This window comes from Streptomyces sp. C1-1 (assembly GCF_050214755.1).
Taxonomy (GTDB): Bacteria; Actinomycetota; Actinomycetes; order Streptomycetales; family Streptomycetaceae; genus Streptomyces.
This window is the reverse complement of sequence record NZ_CP189826.1, coordinates 1,245,080-1,258,842: the sequence shown is the minus strand read 5'-3', so window position 1 is coordinate 1,258,842 and position 13,763 is coordinate 1,245,080. Positions and strand designations below refer to the sequence as shown.

Here is a 13,763-nt window from a genome sequence, read left to right as displayed (position 1 = left end):
CGGGCCGAACAACCCGGCCACGGCCGCCACTTCACCCCTGTCACGGCCGTTGACTTCCGCGCATCCGGAGCCCTACGTTCAGCCGCAGCCTGTTCGAGTCATCGATCTGCGTTCGAGATACCGAATGGATGCCCTCTCGGAGCCATCCCGCTGAAGGAGCCGCATGTATCCCCCACCGCGAACGGCGGTGCGGCGTCTCAGAGCCGCCGCCGCACGTCTCCTCGCACTCGCCCTGACGGCCACCGCCGCCCTGCTGTTCGTCGCGCCCGCTCCCGCACATGCGGCGACGGCCCGTCAGATACCGGTGCCCACCGCCCCGATGGGCTGGGCCTCCTGGAACAGCTTCGCCTCCAAGATCGACTACAACGTCATCAAGCAGCAGGTGGACGCCTTCGTCGCCGCGGGCCTGCCGGCGGCCGGGTACAAGTACATCAACATCGACGAGGGCTGGTGGCAGGGCACCCGCGACAGCGCGGGCAACATCACCGTCGACACCGGTGAGTGGCCCGGCGGCATGAGCGCCATCGCCGACTACATCCACAGCAAGGGCCTCAAGGCTGGCATCTACACCGACGCAGGCAAGGACGGCTGCGGCTACTACTACCCGACCGGCCGGCCCGCCGCCCCTGGCAGCGGCAGCGAGGGCCACTACGACCAGGACATGCTGCAGTTCTCCAAGTGGGGCTTCGACTTCGTCAAGGTCGACTGGTGCGGCGGCGACGCCGAGGGACTCGACGCGGCGACGACGTACAAGTCGATCAGCGACGCGGTGGCGAAGGCGGCGGCGACCACCGGCCGCGCCCTGACCCTCTCCGTCTGCAACTGGGGCAAGCAGAACCCCTGGAACTGGGCGCCGGGCCAGGCCCCGATGTGGCGCACCAGCACGGACATCATCTACTACGGCAACTCGCCGTCGATGACGAACCTGCTGTCCAACTTCGACCAGACCCTGCACCCGCTCGCCCAGCACACCGGCTACTACAACGACCCGGACATGCTGATGGTCGGCATGGACGGCTTCACGGCCGCCCAGAACCGCACCCACATGAACCTGTGGGCGATCTCCGGCGCGCCTCTCCTCGCCGGCAACAACCTCGCCACCATGTCGTCGGAGACCGCGGGCATCCTCAAGAACCCCGAGGTCGTCGCCGTCGACCAGGACCCGCGCGGCCTGCAGGGAGTCAAGGTCGCCGAGGACACCAGCGGCCTGCAGGTGTACGGCAAGGTCCTGTCCGGTACCGGCAACCGCGCCGTCGTCCTGCTCAACCGCACCTCCTCCGCGCAGAACATCACCGTCCGCTGGGCCGACCTGGGTCTGACCAACGCTTCCGCGACCGTCCGTGACCTGTGGTCCCGCTCCAACATCGGTTCCTACGGCACCAGTTACACCACAAGCGTCCCCGCGGGCGGCTCGGTCATGCTCGGCGTCACCGGCGGCACCGAGGCGTCGAGCAGCACCTACACGGGCACGTCGAGCTTCTCCGGCGTGGTCGCCGGCAGCACCGGCGTGAAGGTCGTCGACGTCGCCTACACCAACAGCACGTCCGCGGCCCGCACCGCCACCCTCAAGGTCGACGGACAGGGCACGGCGACGGTCTCCTTCCCGCCCACCGGCTCCTCGCAGGGCACGATCTCGGTCATGGTCGGCCTGGCCAAGGGCTCCTCGAACACCCTCGCCTTCTCCGGCGCACCGACCCTGTCCGACATCACCGTCCGCCCGCTGCCGGGCGCCGACGGCAGCCAGGTCGTCGGCAAGCAGTCCGGCCGCTGCCTCGACATCTACGACAACACGATCACCAACGGCACCCAGGCGGAGGTGTGGGACTGCAACGGCGGCCAGAACCAGGCCTGGACGTACACCTCCCGCAAGGAACTCGTCCTCTACGGCGACAAGTGCCTGGACGCCTACAACCTCGGCACGACCAACGGCACCAAGGTCGTCATCTGGGACTGCAACGGCCAGAACAACCAGAAGTGGAACGTCAACAGCGACGGCACGATCACCAACGTCAACGCCGGGCTGTGCCTGGACGGGTACAACAACGGCACCGCGAACGGGACGTCGCTGGTCCTGTGGAGCTGCAACGGCGGCGACAACCAGAAGTGGACGCTGAACTAGGTCCCGCTACAGGAGCGGCGCCACCAGCACGGTGACGGCCACGGTCGCGGCGCACGCCAGCAGCCAGCCGGCCAGCAGGCGGCGCCGCAGACCGCGGTAGATCTCCTCGTACTCGCCCCGCACCTCCATGGCACGCTCGGCCGTGTGCTCCCAGGAGGCACGGGCGAGTACGAGGTACTCCGCCTCGAAACGGCGCTCCACCTCCTCCCGCTGGGCCCCGGTCAGCCAGTCGAGGGGGGCGCTGAAACGCGCGGCGGCCGCGCGGCCGTGGCGGCGGGTGGCGGCGATCAGCAGGTGTCCCTCGATCTCGTTGACCAGCACGCGTGCGTCCTCACCCCTCATGGCGCCGTCAACTCCTTCTCCGACGCGCCGACTTGGCCGTGGTGCAGGTCGAAGGCCGGGGATTCGCTCCGGATGCGGGGGAGTTGCACGAAATTGTGGCGCGGGGGCGGGCAGGAGGTCGCCCACTCCAGCGAACGGCCGTAGCCCCACGGGTCGTCCACCTCGACCTTCTCGCCGTACTTCGCCGTCTTCCACACGTTGTAGAAGAAGGGCAGGAACGACATGCCCAGCAGGAACGAGAAGACCGACGACACCGTGTTGAGCGTGCTGAATCCCTCGGCCGCGAGATAGTCGGGAATGCGGCGCTGCATGCCCTCGGCCCCCAGCCAGTGCTGCACCAGGAACGTGCCGTGGAAGCCGGTGAACAGCGTCCAGAACGTGATCTTTCCCAGGCGCTCGTCGAGCATCTTGCCCGTGAACTTCGGCCACCAGAAATGGAATCCCGCGAACATCGCGAAAACGACGGTGCCGAAGACGACGTAGTGGAAGTGGGCGACGACGAAATAGCTGTCCGAGATGTGGAAGTCGATCGGCGGGGAAGCGAGCATCACGCCGGTCAGGCCGCCGAAGGTGAAGGTGATCAGGAAGCCGGTCGCCCAGAGCATCGGTGTCTCGAAACTCAAGGACCCCTTCCACATCGTGCCGATCCAGTTGAAGAACTTCACGCCGGTCGGGACCGCGATGAGGAAGGTCATGAAGGAGAAGAACGGCAGCAGCACACCGCCGGTGACGTACATGTGGTGGGCCCACACCGTCACGGACAGACCCGCGATCGCGATGGTCGCGCCGATCAGGCCCATGTAGCCGAACATCGGCTTGCGGGAGAAGACCGGGATGACCTCGGAGATGATGCCGAAGAACGGCAGCGCGATGATGTACACCTCTGGATGGCCGAAGAACCAGAAGAGGTGCTGCCACAACAGGGCTCCGCCGTTGGCCGAGTCGAAGACGTGTGCCCCGAATTTCCGATCCGCCTCCAGCGCGAACAGCGCGGCGGCCAGGACGGGGAAGGCGAGCAGGACCAGCACCGCGGTCAGCAGCACGTTCCACACGAAGATCGGCATGCGGAACATCGTCATGCCGGGCGCGCGCATGCAGATGATCGTGGTGATGAAGTTGACCGCGCCGAGGATGGTGCCGAAGCCGGAGAAGGCCAGACCCATGATCCACATGTCGGCGCCGACGCCCGGCGAGCGGACCGCGTCCGACAGCGGGGAGTAGGCGAACCAGCCGAAGTCGGCCGCGCCCTGCGGGGTCAGGAAGCCGCCCACCGCGATGGTCGAGCCGAACAGGTACAGCCAGTAGGCGAACATGTTCAGCCGGGGGAAGGCCACGTCCGGGGCGCCGATCTGCAGCGGCATGATCCAGTTCGTGAAACCGGCGAACAGCGGCGTCGCGAACATCAGCAGCATGATCGTGCCGTGCATCGTGAACGCCTGGTTGAACTGCTCGTTCGTCATGATCTGCAGACCGGGGCGGGCGAGCTCGGCGCGCATCAGCAGCGCCATCACACCACCGATCAGGAAGAACGCGAACGACGTGACCAGGTACAGCGTGCCGATCGTCTTGTGGTCGGTGGTCGTCAGCCACTTGATGCTCTTGAGGTTCCTCACGCCCCGCCTGTGTCCGCACCCGGCCGCGCGGTCACACGCGTCGGACGCGACGAGAATCACGGAAAAGGGTGTGACGATCCCGAAGGTGCCGGACACGAACCGAACATGAGCAACGACGAGATCTTCGCCGCTGCCTATCGCGAGCACTACTGGGCGGTCAGCCGTTATGTCGCGCGTCGACTGAGCGGGCGGGCCGGCGAGGTGGAGGAAGTGGTGGCGGAGGTGTTCACGGTGGCCTGGCGGCGCCGGGCCGACCTGCCGGTGTCCCCGCTGCCGTGGCTGTACGGCGTGGCACGCAACTGTCTGGCCAACACGGTGCGCGGGTACGGGCGGCGGCGCCGGCTGCTGGACCGGCTGGGCAACGACGAGACCGCGCACGGTCGGCAGATCGTGGACAGCCCTGACACGGAGGCGCCGGGCGCCTGGGTGCACGACGCGCTGGGCCGCCTCTCCGAGGCCGACCAGGAGGTGCTGCGCCTGACGGCGTGGGAGGAACTGGGTGTCGACGATCTCGCCGTCGCTCTCGGCTGCGGCACGCGGGCGGCGGCGATGCGGCTGCACCGCGCCAGGCGCCGGCTGAGAGCCGAGATCGACCGTATGCGCCCCGCGTTCGCCGACGGAGGGACCGCCACGAAGGAGCACCGCCATGGCTGACGAACTCGAACTCCTGCGCCGCGCCAACCCGGTGCCGGCCGACGGACCGCATTTCGGCGACCGCCCGCTGGACCACCGGGCGGAGCGACGGCTGGCGGAGCTGCTGGACGAGGGCCACGCAGAACACCGGGGTCGGGCACGCCCTCCCGTGCGGGGCCGACGGGACAGGCGCGCCTCGGGTTCTGTGGCCGACGGCGGGCCGCGGGCGCGTCGTCCCGTGTGGGGCCGCCGCGAGAGGCTCGCCGGGGGCCCTGTGGCCGTCGGGGCACGCCTGCGGTCGGCGGGAGCCTCCGTGCGGGGCCGACCGGCCAGGCTTGCCTGGGGGCTCGTCGCCGCACTCGTCGTGACCTGCGTGACGCTGGCACTCGTGCTCACCGGCCCCGGCACGCCGCCCGCCGTCGCCGCGCCCCGCCCGCTGCTCGTGCAGGCCGACTCCACCCCCGTACCCCTCAAAGCGCTGGCCGACCGGGCGCGGGCGGCCGCCGCCGACGGCTCGCCGAGCCTGCGCAAGGGCACGCACGTGCAGTCGTGGAGCATGGGCATGAGCGAGGACGCGCCCCCGATCACCCTGCCCGAGGAACGCGTCGTGCGGTGGCGGGCGGACGGCAGCCACACCGAGCTCGTCGTCGCGACCGACCCGCGCCACCCGGGCCGGCCCGTCCTCACCGACGGGGGCGGCGCCGCCCGCCCCGTGGCGGACGGCCATGTGATCACCCGGCAGACATACCCGCCGAGCTGGAGCGACGCCCCGCCCGAGTCGCCGCCGCCGCACGACGTCGCCCGGCTGCGCGCCTATCTGCGAGAGGCGGCGTACCTGCGCGCCGCACCCACCACCCCCGAACTCCTCGACGCGGTGGAGCTGTTGCTCGACCACTGGACCCTCGGCGCCCGGGAGAGCGCGGCACTCGCCCGGCTGCTGGCGAACACCGAGGGACTGCGCCCGGCCGGACAGGTGACCGACCGGCTCGGGCGGCGGGGCCAGGCGTACGTCTACCAGGGCCACGGCCTGCGCCGGATGCTGGTGATGGACCCGGTCACCGGCGCCGTACTCGGCCTGGAGAGCGTGTTCGCCCGGGCCGACCCCCGGTACGGCGTCAAGGCCGGTGACGTGATGTCGTACAGCGCCTGGATGCGCTGATCACGCCCCGAGCTGCCGGGCGGCGGCGTCGACGGTCTGCTCCAGCAGCGTGGCGATGGTCATGGGGCCGACGCCGCCCGGCACCGGCGTGATGAGCGAGGCGCGCTCGGCGGCGGAGTCGAAGTCGACGTCGCCGACGTTGCCCGCGTTGTACCCGGCGTCGACGACCACGGCACCCGGCTTGATGTCCTCGCCGCGGATCAGCCGCGGCCGGCCCACCGCGGCCACCACGATGTCCGCCTCCCGGACCACCGCCGACAGCTCGCGCGTGCGGGAGTGGCAGTACGTCACCGTCGCGTCGCGGGCGAGCAGCAGCATGCCGACCGGCTTGCCGAGGATGGCGCTGCGGCCCACGACGACCGCCCGCCGGCCGGCCGGATCGACGTCGTACTCGTCGAGCAGCCGCATGATCCCGCCGGGGGTGCAGGAGACGAACCCCGGCAGGCCGAAGCTCATGGTCGCGAAGGACGCGAAGGTGACGCCGTCGACGTCCTTCTCCGGTGCGATCGCCTCGAACGCGGCCCGCTCGTCGATGTGTTCGCCGACCGGGTGCTGCAGCAGGATGCCGTGCACCGCGGGGTCGTCGGACAGCGCGCGCAGGGTGGCGACGAGTTCCTCGGTGCTCGCGGTGGCCGGCAGAGCCACGTGCCGGGACTCGATGCCGGCCTTGCGGCAGCGGTTCTGCTTCATACGGACGTAGGTGACGGACGCCGGGTCCTCGCCGACCAGCACCGTCGCGAGACAGGGTGCGGCGCCGGTGCGCCCGGTGAGGTCGGCGGCGCGCTTGGCGGTGTCCTCGACGATGCGGCGGGCGAGCGTCGTACCGTCCATGAGCCTGGCCTGGGTCATGATCCACTCCTGGGTGACGGATCGCCCAGGCGCACGGCATCGACTCTGCGTGGCCGCTCCCCGGTGGTGCTCCACCTCAGCGCCAGTCACGGCCCGCCGACAGCCTAACCGAGACCCGTCCGGACACGCCGGGGCCGGGGCCGCGCACGGGCGGGCCCCGGAGCCTCGTCGCCTCCTCCTACTCGTCCCAGGCCTGGATCAGGATCTCCTCGGCGATCTTCCCGTCACGCAACGTGATCATCGACTCGGCGAGGACCCGGGTGCCGTCCGAGTACCGGCAGGACTGGCTGTACGCGGCGTGATCGCCCTGGATGATGCAGTGGTCGACCTTGTGCGTCATGTCCCGGCTGTAGATGTCCTGGAACAGTGCGCCGATCTCTTCGCGCCCGCGCAGGACCCTGGGTTGGCTCGGCTGACTGTTGCGGTCGACGATGCGCACTTGCGCGTCGTCCGCGTAGAGCGACAGAAGATCTGCCGCCGTGTGTCCTTCGACGCCCTTGCGCAGTGTCTCGGCGTTGAAGGTGGAGCTTGCCGCGGTGCCCATGGTGACCTCCTCCGAGGGCCGCGACCCTGTGCGGAGTGGGCCGCGCAGCACCTCACCTTCGAGCCTCCTCCGCCCCGGCAGGCTCGGCAAGCGCAGCGGTCCGATGCGCCTGACGGGTGAGCGGGGGCGGCGCGCCCGTGTCCGGCGGGCGCCCGCGGGCGTTGCGGAAAGCATGATCTCAACACGACGTATCGTCGCCGCCGTTGGTCTCGCCGCGGGCATCACGGGCCTCGCCGTGCCGATGGCGAGCGCGGCCCCCGTGGCTGCTGAGAACCCGGGCCGGATCAGCCCGATGGCCACGCTCGACTCGCTCGCGGTGAGTGACGTGCCGCAGGAGCACGCGGGAGAGATGCCCAGGCCGTCCGTCCAGCTGCAGCGGCTGAACGACCTCAACCAGCTGCACCAGGTCACCGACCTCGCGGCCCCCCTGCTCCCGCTCCTCGGCGCCGTTCACTGAGCCGCTGACCGACCGAGGGCCGCCCGGTCCGGGCGGCCCTCGCTGTGTGTGGGGGCGCCCTCAGCCGGCCGTCGCCAGGAACTGCGTGGCGGCGAGCTCCGCGTAGAGCGGGTCCGCGGCGACGAGTTCGCGATGGGTGCCCACGGCACGCACCCGGCCCGCGTCCATGACGACGATCCGGTCGGCCATCGTCACCGTCGACAGCCGGTGGGCGACGACCAGGACCGTCGTCGTACGGGCGACGTCCGCGACGGTGTCGCGCAGCGCCGCCTCGTTGACCGCGTCCAGCTGTGAGGTGGCCTCGTCGAGCAGCAGCAGCCGGGGACGGCGCAGCAGGGCTCGGGCGATGGCGACCCGCTGGCGCTCACCGCCGGAGAGCCTGGTGCCGCGGTGCCCCACCAGCGTCTCCAAGCCCCGCGGGAGGCGGGCGACCAGGCCGTCGAGGCGGGTCGTCTTCACCACGCGGGCCAGCGCGTCGTCGTCCGCGTCCGGGTTGCCCAGCAGCAGGTTGTCCCGCAGCGAACCGGACAGGACCGGCGCGTCCTGCTCCACATAGCCGATCGCCGACCGCAGCAGGGGCAGCTCCCAGTCGGCGAGCGGGCGGCCGTCCAGGGAGATCGTCCCCGACTCGGGATCGTAGAACCGCTCGATGAGCGAGAAGACCGTCGTCTCGCCCGCGCCGGACGGACCGACGAACGCCGTCATGCCGCGCGAGGGCACCGTGAACGACACTCCGTGATGCACGTACGGCAGATCGTCGGCGTACCGGAAGCGGACGTCGTCGAAGGCGAGGGCGGCCGGTTCCGCGCCGGGAGACGGCAACGCAGCGGGCCGGGCCGGGGGTTCGGAGGGCAGGCTCAGCGCCTCCTGGATGCGGGCCAGGGCGGCGGAGCCCGTCTGGTACTGCGTGATCGCGCCGACCACCTGCTGGATCGGGGACATCAGATAGAAGACGTACAGCAGGAACGCCACCAGCGTGCCCACCTCGATCGCCCCGGTGGCGACCCGCGCCCCGCCCACCGCCAGGACGGTGATGAAGGCGATCTGCATCGCGAGACCGGCCGTGTTGCCCGCGGCCGCCGACCACTTGGCGGCGCGTACGCTCTGCCGCCACGACTCCTCGGCGGCCTCGTGCAGCGTCCGTTCCTCGCGGTGCTCGGCACCGGAGGCCTTCACCGTGCGCAGCGCGCCGAGGATGCGCTCCAGCGACGCCCCCATCACCCCGACCGCGTCCTGCGCCCGCCGGCTGGCCTGGTTGATGCGGGGCACGATCACCCCGAGGACCGTGCCCGCGCCCGCGATCACGGCCAGCGTGACCCCGAGCAGCACGGGGTCGACGAGCCCCATCATCACCACGGTCGCGACGAGCGTGAGCCCGCCGGTGCCGAGGCCGACGAGGGAGTCGGTGGTCACCTCGCGCAGCAGTGTCGTGTCCGAGGTGATGCGCGCCATCAGGTCGCCCGGCTCGCTGCGGTCCACGGCCGTGATCCGCAGCCGCAGCAGATACGACGACAGGGCGCGCCGCGCGCCGAGCACCACCGACTCCGCGGTGCGCCGCAGCACGTACGAACCGAGCCCGCCCAGCGCCGCGTTGGTGATGACGAGCGCGGACATGGCGAGCAACGCACCTGTGATGGCCCGGTCGTGGGACAGGTTGTCGATGAGCCCCTTCGCCACCAGCGGCAGCAGGAGCCCGGTGGCGCCGGTGACCAGCGACAGCAACGCGCCCGTGAGCAGGGCCCACCGATGCGGCCGGACGTAACCGAGGAGCAGCCGCCAGGGGGCCGGTCGGGTCTCGGTGGATGCGATGCTCACGGCTCTCCTCGCGGGAAGGGGGGAGCATTCAGGCTACGTCGGCCGCTTCGCCGGGCGCGGGGCGCCGCCGCCGTTACCGATCAGTCACGTCTAGGGTCGGGAGGACGGACACCGGCATACGGAAGGGTTCAGCACCATGGCGCAGGAAGTACGGGGCGTGATCGCACCGGGCAAGGACGAGCCGGTGCGGGTGGAGACGATCGTCGTGCCCGATCCCGGCCCCGGCGAGGCGGTCGTCAAGATCCAGGCGTGCGGGGTCTGCCACACCGACCTGCACTACAAACAGGGCGGCATCAGCGACGACTTCCCGTTCCTGCTGGGGCACGAAGCGGCGGGTGTCGTGGAGTCGGTGGGGGAGGGGGTCACCGATGTGGCGCCCGGTGACTTCGTGATTCTCAACTGGCGTGCGGTGTGCGGGCAGTGCCGGGCCTGCCTGCGCGGACGGCCCTGGTACTGCTTCAACACCCACAACGCCAAGCAGAAGATGACGCTGACCGACGGCACCGAGCTGTCGCCGGCGCTGGGCATCGGGGCGTTCGCGGAGAAGACCCTGGTCGCCGCCGGGCAGTGCACCAAGGTGGATCCGTCGGTCTCCGCGCAGGTGGCCGGCCTGCTGGGCTGCGGTGTGATGGCGGGCATCGGGGCGGCGATCAACACGGGCAACGTCGGCCGTGGCGACTCGGTCGCCGTGATCGGCTGCGGTGGTGTCGGCGACGCGGCGATCGCCGGTTCGCGGCTGGCGGGCGCGGCGAGGATCATCGCCGTGGACATCGACGACCGCAAGCTGGCCACCGCGAAGCAGCTGGGCGCCACCCACACGGTCAACTCCAAGGAGAACGACGCGGTCGAGGCGATCCGCGAGCTGACCGGCGGTTTCGGCGCGGACGTCGTGATCGAGGCGGTCGGGCGCCCGGAGACGTACAAGCAGGCCTTCTACGCCCGTGACCTCGCCGGGACCGTGGTGCTGGTCGGTGTGCCCACCCCGGAGATGAAACTGGAACTGCCGCTCCTCGACGTCTTCGGCCGCGGTGGGTCGCTGAAGTCCTCCTGGTACGGCGACTGCCTGCCCTCCCGCGACTTCCCCATGCTGATCGACCTGCATCTGCAAGGACGGCTGCCGCTGGACGCGTTCGTCACCGAGACGATCGCCCTCGACGAGGTGGAGAAGGCGTTCGAGCGCATGCACCACGGCGACGTCCTGCGCTCGGTGGTGGTGCTGTGATGGCCGCCCGCATCGAACGCCTCGTCACCTCCGGGCAGTTCAGCCTCGACGGCGGCACCTGGGACGTCGACAACAACGTGTGGATCGTCGGCGACGACCACGAGGTCGTCGTCATCGACGCCGCCCACGACGCCGACGGCATCCTCGCCGCGGTGGGCGAGCGGCGGCTGACGGCGATCGTGTGCACCCACGCCCACAACGACCACATCGACGCCGCGCCCGAACTCGCCGACCGCACCGGCGCCACCATCTGGCTGCACCCCGACGACCTGCCCCTGTGGAAGCAGACCCACCCCCACCGCGACCCCGACGCGCATCTCGTCGACGGTCAGGTCATCGAGGCCGCCGGAGCCGACCTCACCGTGCTGCACACCCCCGGACACGCGCCCGGCGCCGTCTGCCTGCACGATCCCGGCCTGGGCGTCGTCTTCACCGGGGACACCCTCTTCCAGGGCGGTCCCGGCGCCACCGGCCGCTCCTACTCCCACTTCCCGACGATCATCGACTCCATCCGCGACCGCCTGCTCACCCTGCCGCCCGAGACCAGGGTCCTCACCGGCCACGGCGACCCGACCACGATCGGCGCCGAGGCACCGCACCTGCAGGAGTGGATCGCCCGGGGCCACTGAGCGTGTCCGCCGACGCCCGGAGCGACGGCGAACCCCCGTCCGCAGGGTCGCCCCCGTGCGCGGCTCCGAACGAGTGGACTCGCCGGTATGCCCTGCGAAGGGCGCCTTCGCCCACCGGCCGCCGATGGTGATGTTGCCGTCCCGGCCCGTGACTGGAAGGCGCCCCCGCATGCGACGTACCCCCCACCGCCGGCTGCTCGCGGCGACACTGTTCGTGGCGTCACTGCTGGTCCCGACGGCGGTGACGCCGGCCACCGCCGTCCCGGCCGCGGCTGCCCACCCGTCCGGTCGGCACCACCGTCCGCCGGGCGGCCTCGGGCCCGGCGTGACCGCACGGCTGGACAGGACGATCGAGGACGTCCGCCGGCAGGCGGGCATCCCCGGAGCCGTCGTCGGACTGTGGATCCCCGGCAAGGGGTGCTACGTCCGCGCGAGCGGTGTCGCCGACACGTCGACCGGCAGACCGATGACCCCCGACGTCTACGAACGGATCGGCAGCGAGACCAAGACCTTCACGGCCACCGCGCTGCTGGAGCTCGTGGACGACCACCGCGTCCGGCTGGACGACCCGATCTCCCGTTACGTCCACGGCGTGCCGGACGGCGGCCGGATCACCCTGCGGCACCTCGCCGAGATGCGCAGCGGCCTGTTCCCTTACAGCTCCGATCCGGACTTCGTCCAAGACCTGCTGAGCGACCCGGAGCGCTCCTTCACACCCCGGCAACTGCTCGCATACGCCTTCCGGCACAAGAACACCTTCGCGCCGGGCGAACAGTTCCAGTACTCCAACACCAACTTCGTCCTGCTGGGTCTGGTGGTGGAGAAGGTCACCGGTCAGCGGCTCGCGGACTTCATCGACGCGAGGATCCTGCGGCCGGCCCGGCTGCGTCACACGCTGCTGCCGCAGGGGACGGAATTCCCCCGGCCGCATCCGCACGGCTACACGAACCAGACACTGAGCGGCGCGGTCGCCGACGCCACCCACTGGAATCCCAGCTGGGCGTGGGCGGCCGGGGCGATGATCTCCGACCTGCACGATCTGCGCCGCTGGGCGGAGATCGTCGCCACCGGACGACTCCTCAGCCCCGGCACCCAGGCGCAGCGGCTCAGGATGCTGCCGACCGGAGTTACCGGGCTCAGCTACGGCCTCGGCCTCTTCGACGCCAACGGGTGGATCGGCCACAACGGCTCCATCCCCGGCTACGAGACCGTGACCGTGTACCTGCCCTCGCGGCGGGCCACCCTCGTCATCATGATCAACACGGACTCCACCGTCCAGGGCCAGGAACCCTCCACCCTCCTCGCCCGGGCGGTCACGGGAATCGTCACCCCGGACCACGTCTACGACGGCGCGGTCGCCCCGCGCTGAGGGAGCGCGCGTCGGCGGGAAAAGGCGACAGAAGATGTCCGGCTTCCACGGCACCCTCGACAGTGACAGACAACCGAGGCCGACGGGAGGCCGGACATGTCCGTACCGCTGAACGGCAAGGTGGCGCTGGTCGCCGGGGCGACGCGGGGAGCGGGCCGCGGGATCGCGGTGGAACTCGGCGCGGCGGGCGCGACCGTCTACGTCACCGGACGCAGCACCCGCGCACGACGCTCCGAGTACGACCGCCCCGAGACCGTCGAGGACACCGCCGACCTGGTCACCGAGGCCGGTGGCCACGGCATCGCCGTACCCACCGACCACCTCGACCCCGCCCAGGTCCGTGCCCTCGTCGACCGGATCGCCGGGGAGCGGGACCGGCTCGACGTCCTCGTCAACGACATCTGGGGCGGCGAGACCCTCTTCGAGTGGGACGCGCCGGTGTGGGAGCACGACCTCGACAAGGGCCTGAGGCTGCTGCGGCTCGCGGTCGAGACGCACGCGATCACCAGCCACCACGCCCTGCCCCTGCTGCTGCGCCGGCCCGGCGGGCTGGTCGTGGAGGTCACCGACGGCACCGCCGAGTACAACCGCGACACCTACCGGGTCTCCTTCTTCTACGACCTCGCCAAGGCGTCCGTCCTGCGCATGGCCTTCGCCCTCGGCCACGAACTCGGACCGCGCGGCGCGACCGCCCTCGCGCTGACACCCGGCTGGATGCGGTCGGAGATCATGCTCGACCACTTCGGCGTCCGCGAGCACAACTGGCGCGACGCCCTCACCGACGTCCCGCACTTCGCGATCTCGGAGACCCCGCGCTACGTGGGCCGCGCCGTCGCCGCGCTGGCCGCCGACCCCGACGTCTCCCGCTGGAACGGCGCGTCCCTCTCCAGCGGCGGACTCGCGCAGGTCTACGGATTCACCGACCTCGACGGCAGCCGGCCGGACGCCTGGCGCTATCTCGTCGACGTGCAGGACGCGGGCAAGCCGGCGGACACGACGGGCTACCGCTGAG

13 protein-coding genes and 1 riboswitch are annotated in these 13,763 nt (G+C 70.9%); of the genes, 8 read left to right on the top strand and 5 right to left on the bottom strand.

Annotated features, from left to right (window positions below; genetic code table 11):
- Positions 1–163 precede the first annotated feature (163 nt).
- Positions 164–2,119, top strand: a complete 1,956-nt coding sequence (locus ACQF4J_RS05695; protein ID WP_427164842.1) for a ricin-type beta-trefoil lectin domain protein — start codon at positions 164–166, stop codon at positions 2,117–2,119.
- A gap of 6 nt (positions 2,120–2,125) precedes the next feature.
- Here ACQF4J_RS05695 and ACQF4J_RS05690 read toward each other — a convergent pair whose 3' ends face one another.
- Both ACQF4J_RS05690 and ctaD read right to left on the bottom strand, forming a co-directional pair.
- Positions 2,126–2,461, bottom strand: coding sequence for a hypothetical protein (locus tag ACQF4J_RS05690; RefSeq protein WP_427164840.1), 336 nt, complete (start codon positions 2,459–2,461; stop codon positions 2,126–2,128).
- Positions 2,458–4,074, bottom strand: a complete 1,617-nt coding sequence (ctaD, locus tag ACQF4J_RS05685) for a cytochrome c oxidase subunit I (protein ID WP_427164838.1) — start codon at positions 4,072–4,074, stop codon at positions 2,458–2,460. Before ctaD ends, ACQF4J_RS05690 begins: the two co-directional genes overlap by 4 nt.
- A gap of 105 nt (positions 4,075–4,179) precedes the next feature.
- On the opposite strand from ctaD, the gene ACQF4J_RS05680 reads away from it, so the two are divergent.
- Together ACQF4J_RS05680 and ACQF4J_RS05675 are read left to right on the top strand one after the other, a co-directional pair.
- The gene (locus ACQF4J_RS05680) at positions 4,180–4,728 is read left to right on the top strand and encodes an RNA polymerase sigma factor (RefSeq protein WP_351584990.1); all 549 of its coding nucleotides are present in this window, start codon (positions 4,180–4,182) and stop codon (positions 4,726–4,728) included.
- Positions 4,721–5,866 carry a CU044_5270 family protein gene (locus ACQF4J_RS05675; RefSeq protein WP_427164836.1) on the top strand — a complete coding sequence of 382 codons (1,146 nt, stop codon included), beginning with the start codon at positions 4,721–4,723 and terminating at the stop codon, positions 5,864–5,866. The genes ACQF4J_RS05680 and ACQF4J_RS05675 overlap by 8 nt, the downstream gene beginning before the upstream one ends.
- Here the strand turns inward: ACQF4J_RS05675 and ACQF4J_RS05670 are convergent, their stop codons facing one another.
- Positions 5,867–6,715 (bottom strand): bifunctional 5,10-methylenetetrahydrofolate dehydrogenase/5,10-methenyltetrahydrofolate cyclohydrolase, encoded by an 849-nt coding sequence (locus tag ACQF4J_RS05670; RefSeq protein WP_427164834.1) that lies wholly within the window; start codon positions 6,713–6,715, stop codon positions 5,867–5,869.
- Positions 6,716–6,731: 16 nt separating this feature from the next.
- A riboswitch (ZMP/ZTP riboswitch) is annotated at positions 6,732–6,815 on the bottom strand.
- Positions 6,816–6,893: 78 nt separating this feature from the next.
- Positions 6,894–7,259: a nuclear transport factor 2 family protein gene (locus ACQF4J_RS05665; protein ID WP_351584984.1), complete on the bottom strand. Its 366-nt coding sequence runs from the start codon at positions 7,257–7,259 to the stop codon at positions 6,894–6,896.
- Between the two features lie 172 nt (positions 7,260–7,431).
- On the opposite strand from ACQF4J_RS05665, the gene ACQF4J_RS05660 reads away from it, so the two are divergent.
- Complete coding sequence (locus ACQF4J_RS05660) at positions 7,432–7,716, top strand: hypothetical protein (RefSeq protein WP_351584982.1); 285 nt, start codon at positions 7,432–7,434, stop codon at positions 7,714–7,716.
- A 60-nt stretch (positions 7,717–7,776) separates the two neighbouring features.
- On the opposite strand, the gene ACQF4J_RS05655 is transcribed toward ACQF4J_RS05660, so the two are convergent.
- Positions 7,777–9,531, bottom strand: a complete 1,755-nt coding sequence (locus tag ACQF4J_RS05655) for an ABC transporter ATP-binding protein (RefSeq protein WP_427164831.1) — start codon at positions 9,529–9,531, stop codon at positions 7,777–7,779.
- A gap of 136 nt (positions 9,532–9,667) precedes the next feature.
- Between ACQF4J_RS05655 and ACQF4J_RS05650 the strand changes: the two genes are divergently transcribed.
- From ACQF4J_RS05650 to ACQF4J_RS05635, 4 genes are all read left to right on the top strand, one after another.
- Positions 9,668–10,753 (top strand): S-(hydroxymethyl)mycothiol dehydrogenase, encoded by a 1,086-nt coding sequence (locus ACQF4J_RS05650; RefSeq protein WP_427164829.1) that lies wholly within the window; start codon positions 9,668–9,670, stop codon positions 10,751–10,753.
- Complete coding sequence (locus ACQF4J_RS05645; protein ID WP_351584325.1) at positions 10,753–11,382, top strand: MBL fold metallo-hydrolase; 630 nt, start codon at positions 10,753–10,755, stop codon at positions 11,380–11,382. Before ACQF4J_RS05650 ends, ACQF4J_RS05645 begins: the two co-directional genes overlap by 1 nt.
- A gap of 169 nt (positions 11,383–11,551) precedes the next feature.
- The gene (locus ACQF4J_RS05640; protein ID WP_351584324.1) at positions 11,552–12,751 is read left to right on the top strand and encodes a serine hydrolase domain-containing protein; all 1,200 of its coding nucleotides are present in this window, start codon (positions 11,552–11,554) and stop codon (positions 12,749–12,751) included.
- 96 nt (positions 12,752–12,847) lie between these two features.
- Positions 12,848–13,762, top strand: coding sequence for an SDR family oxidoreductase (locus ACQF4J_RS05635; RefSeq protein WP_427164826.1), 915 nt, complete (start codon positions 12,848–12,850; stop codon positions 13,760–13,762).
- Position 13,763 lies beyond the last annotated feature (1 nt).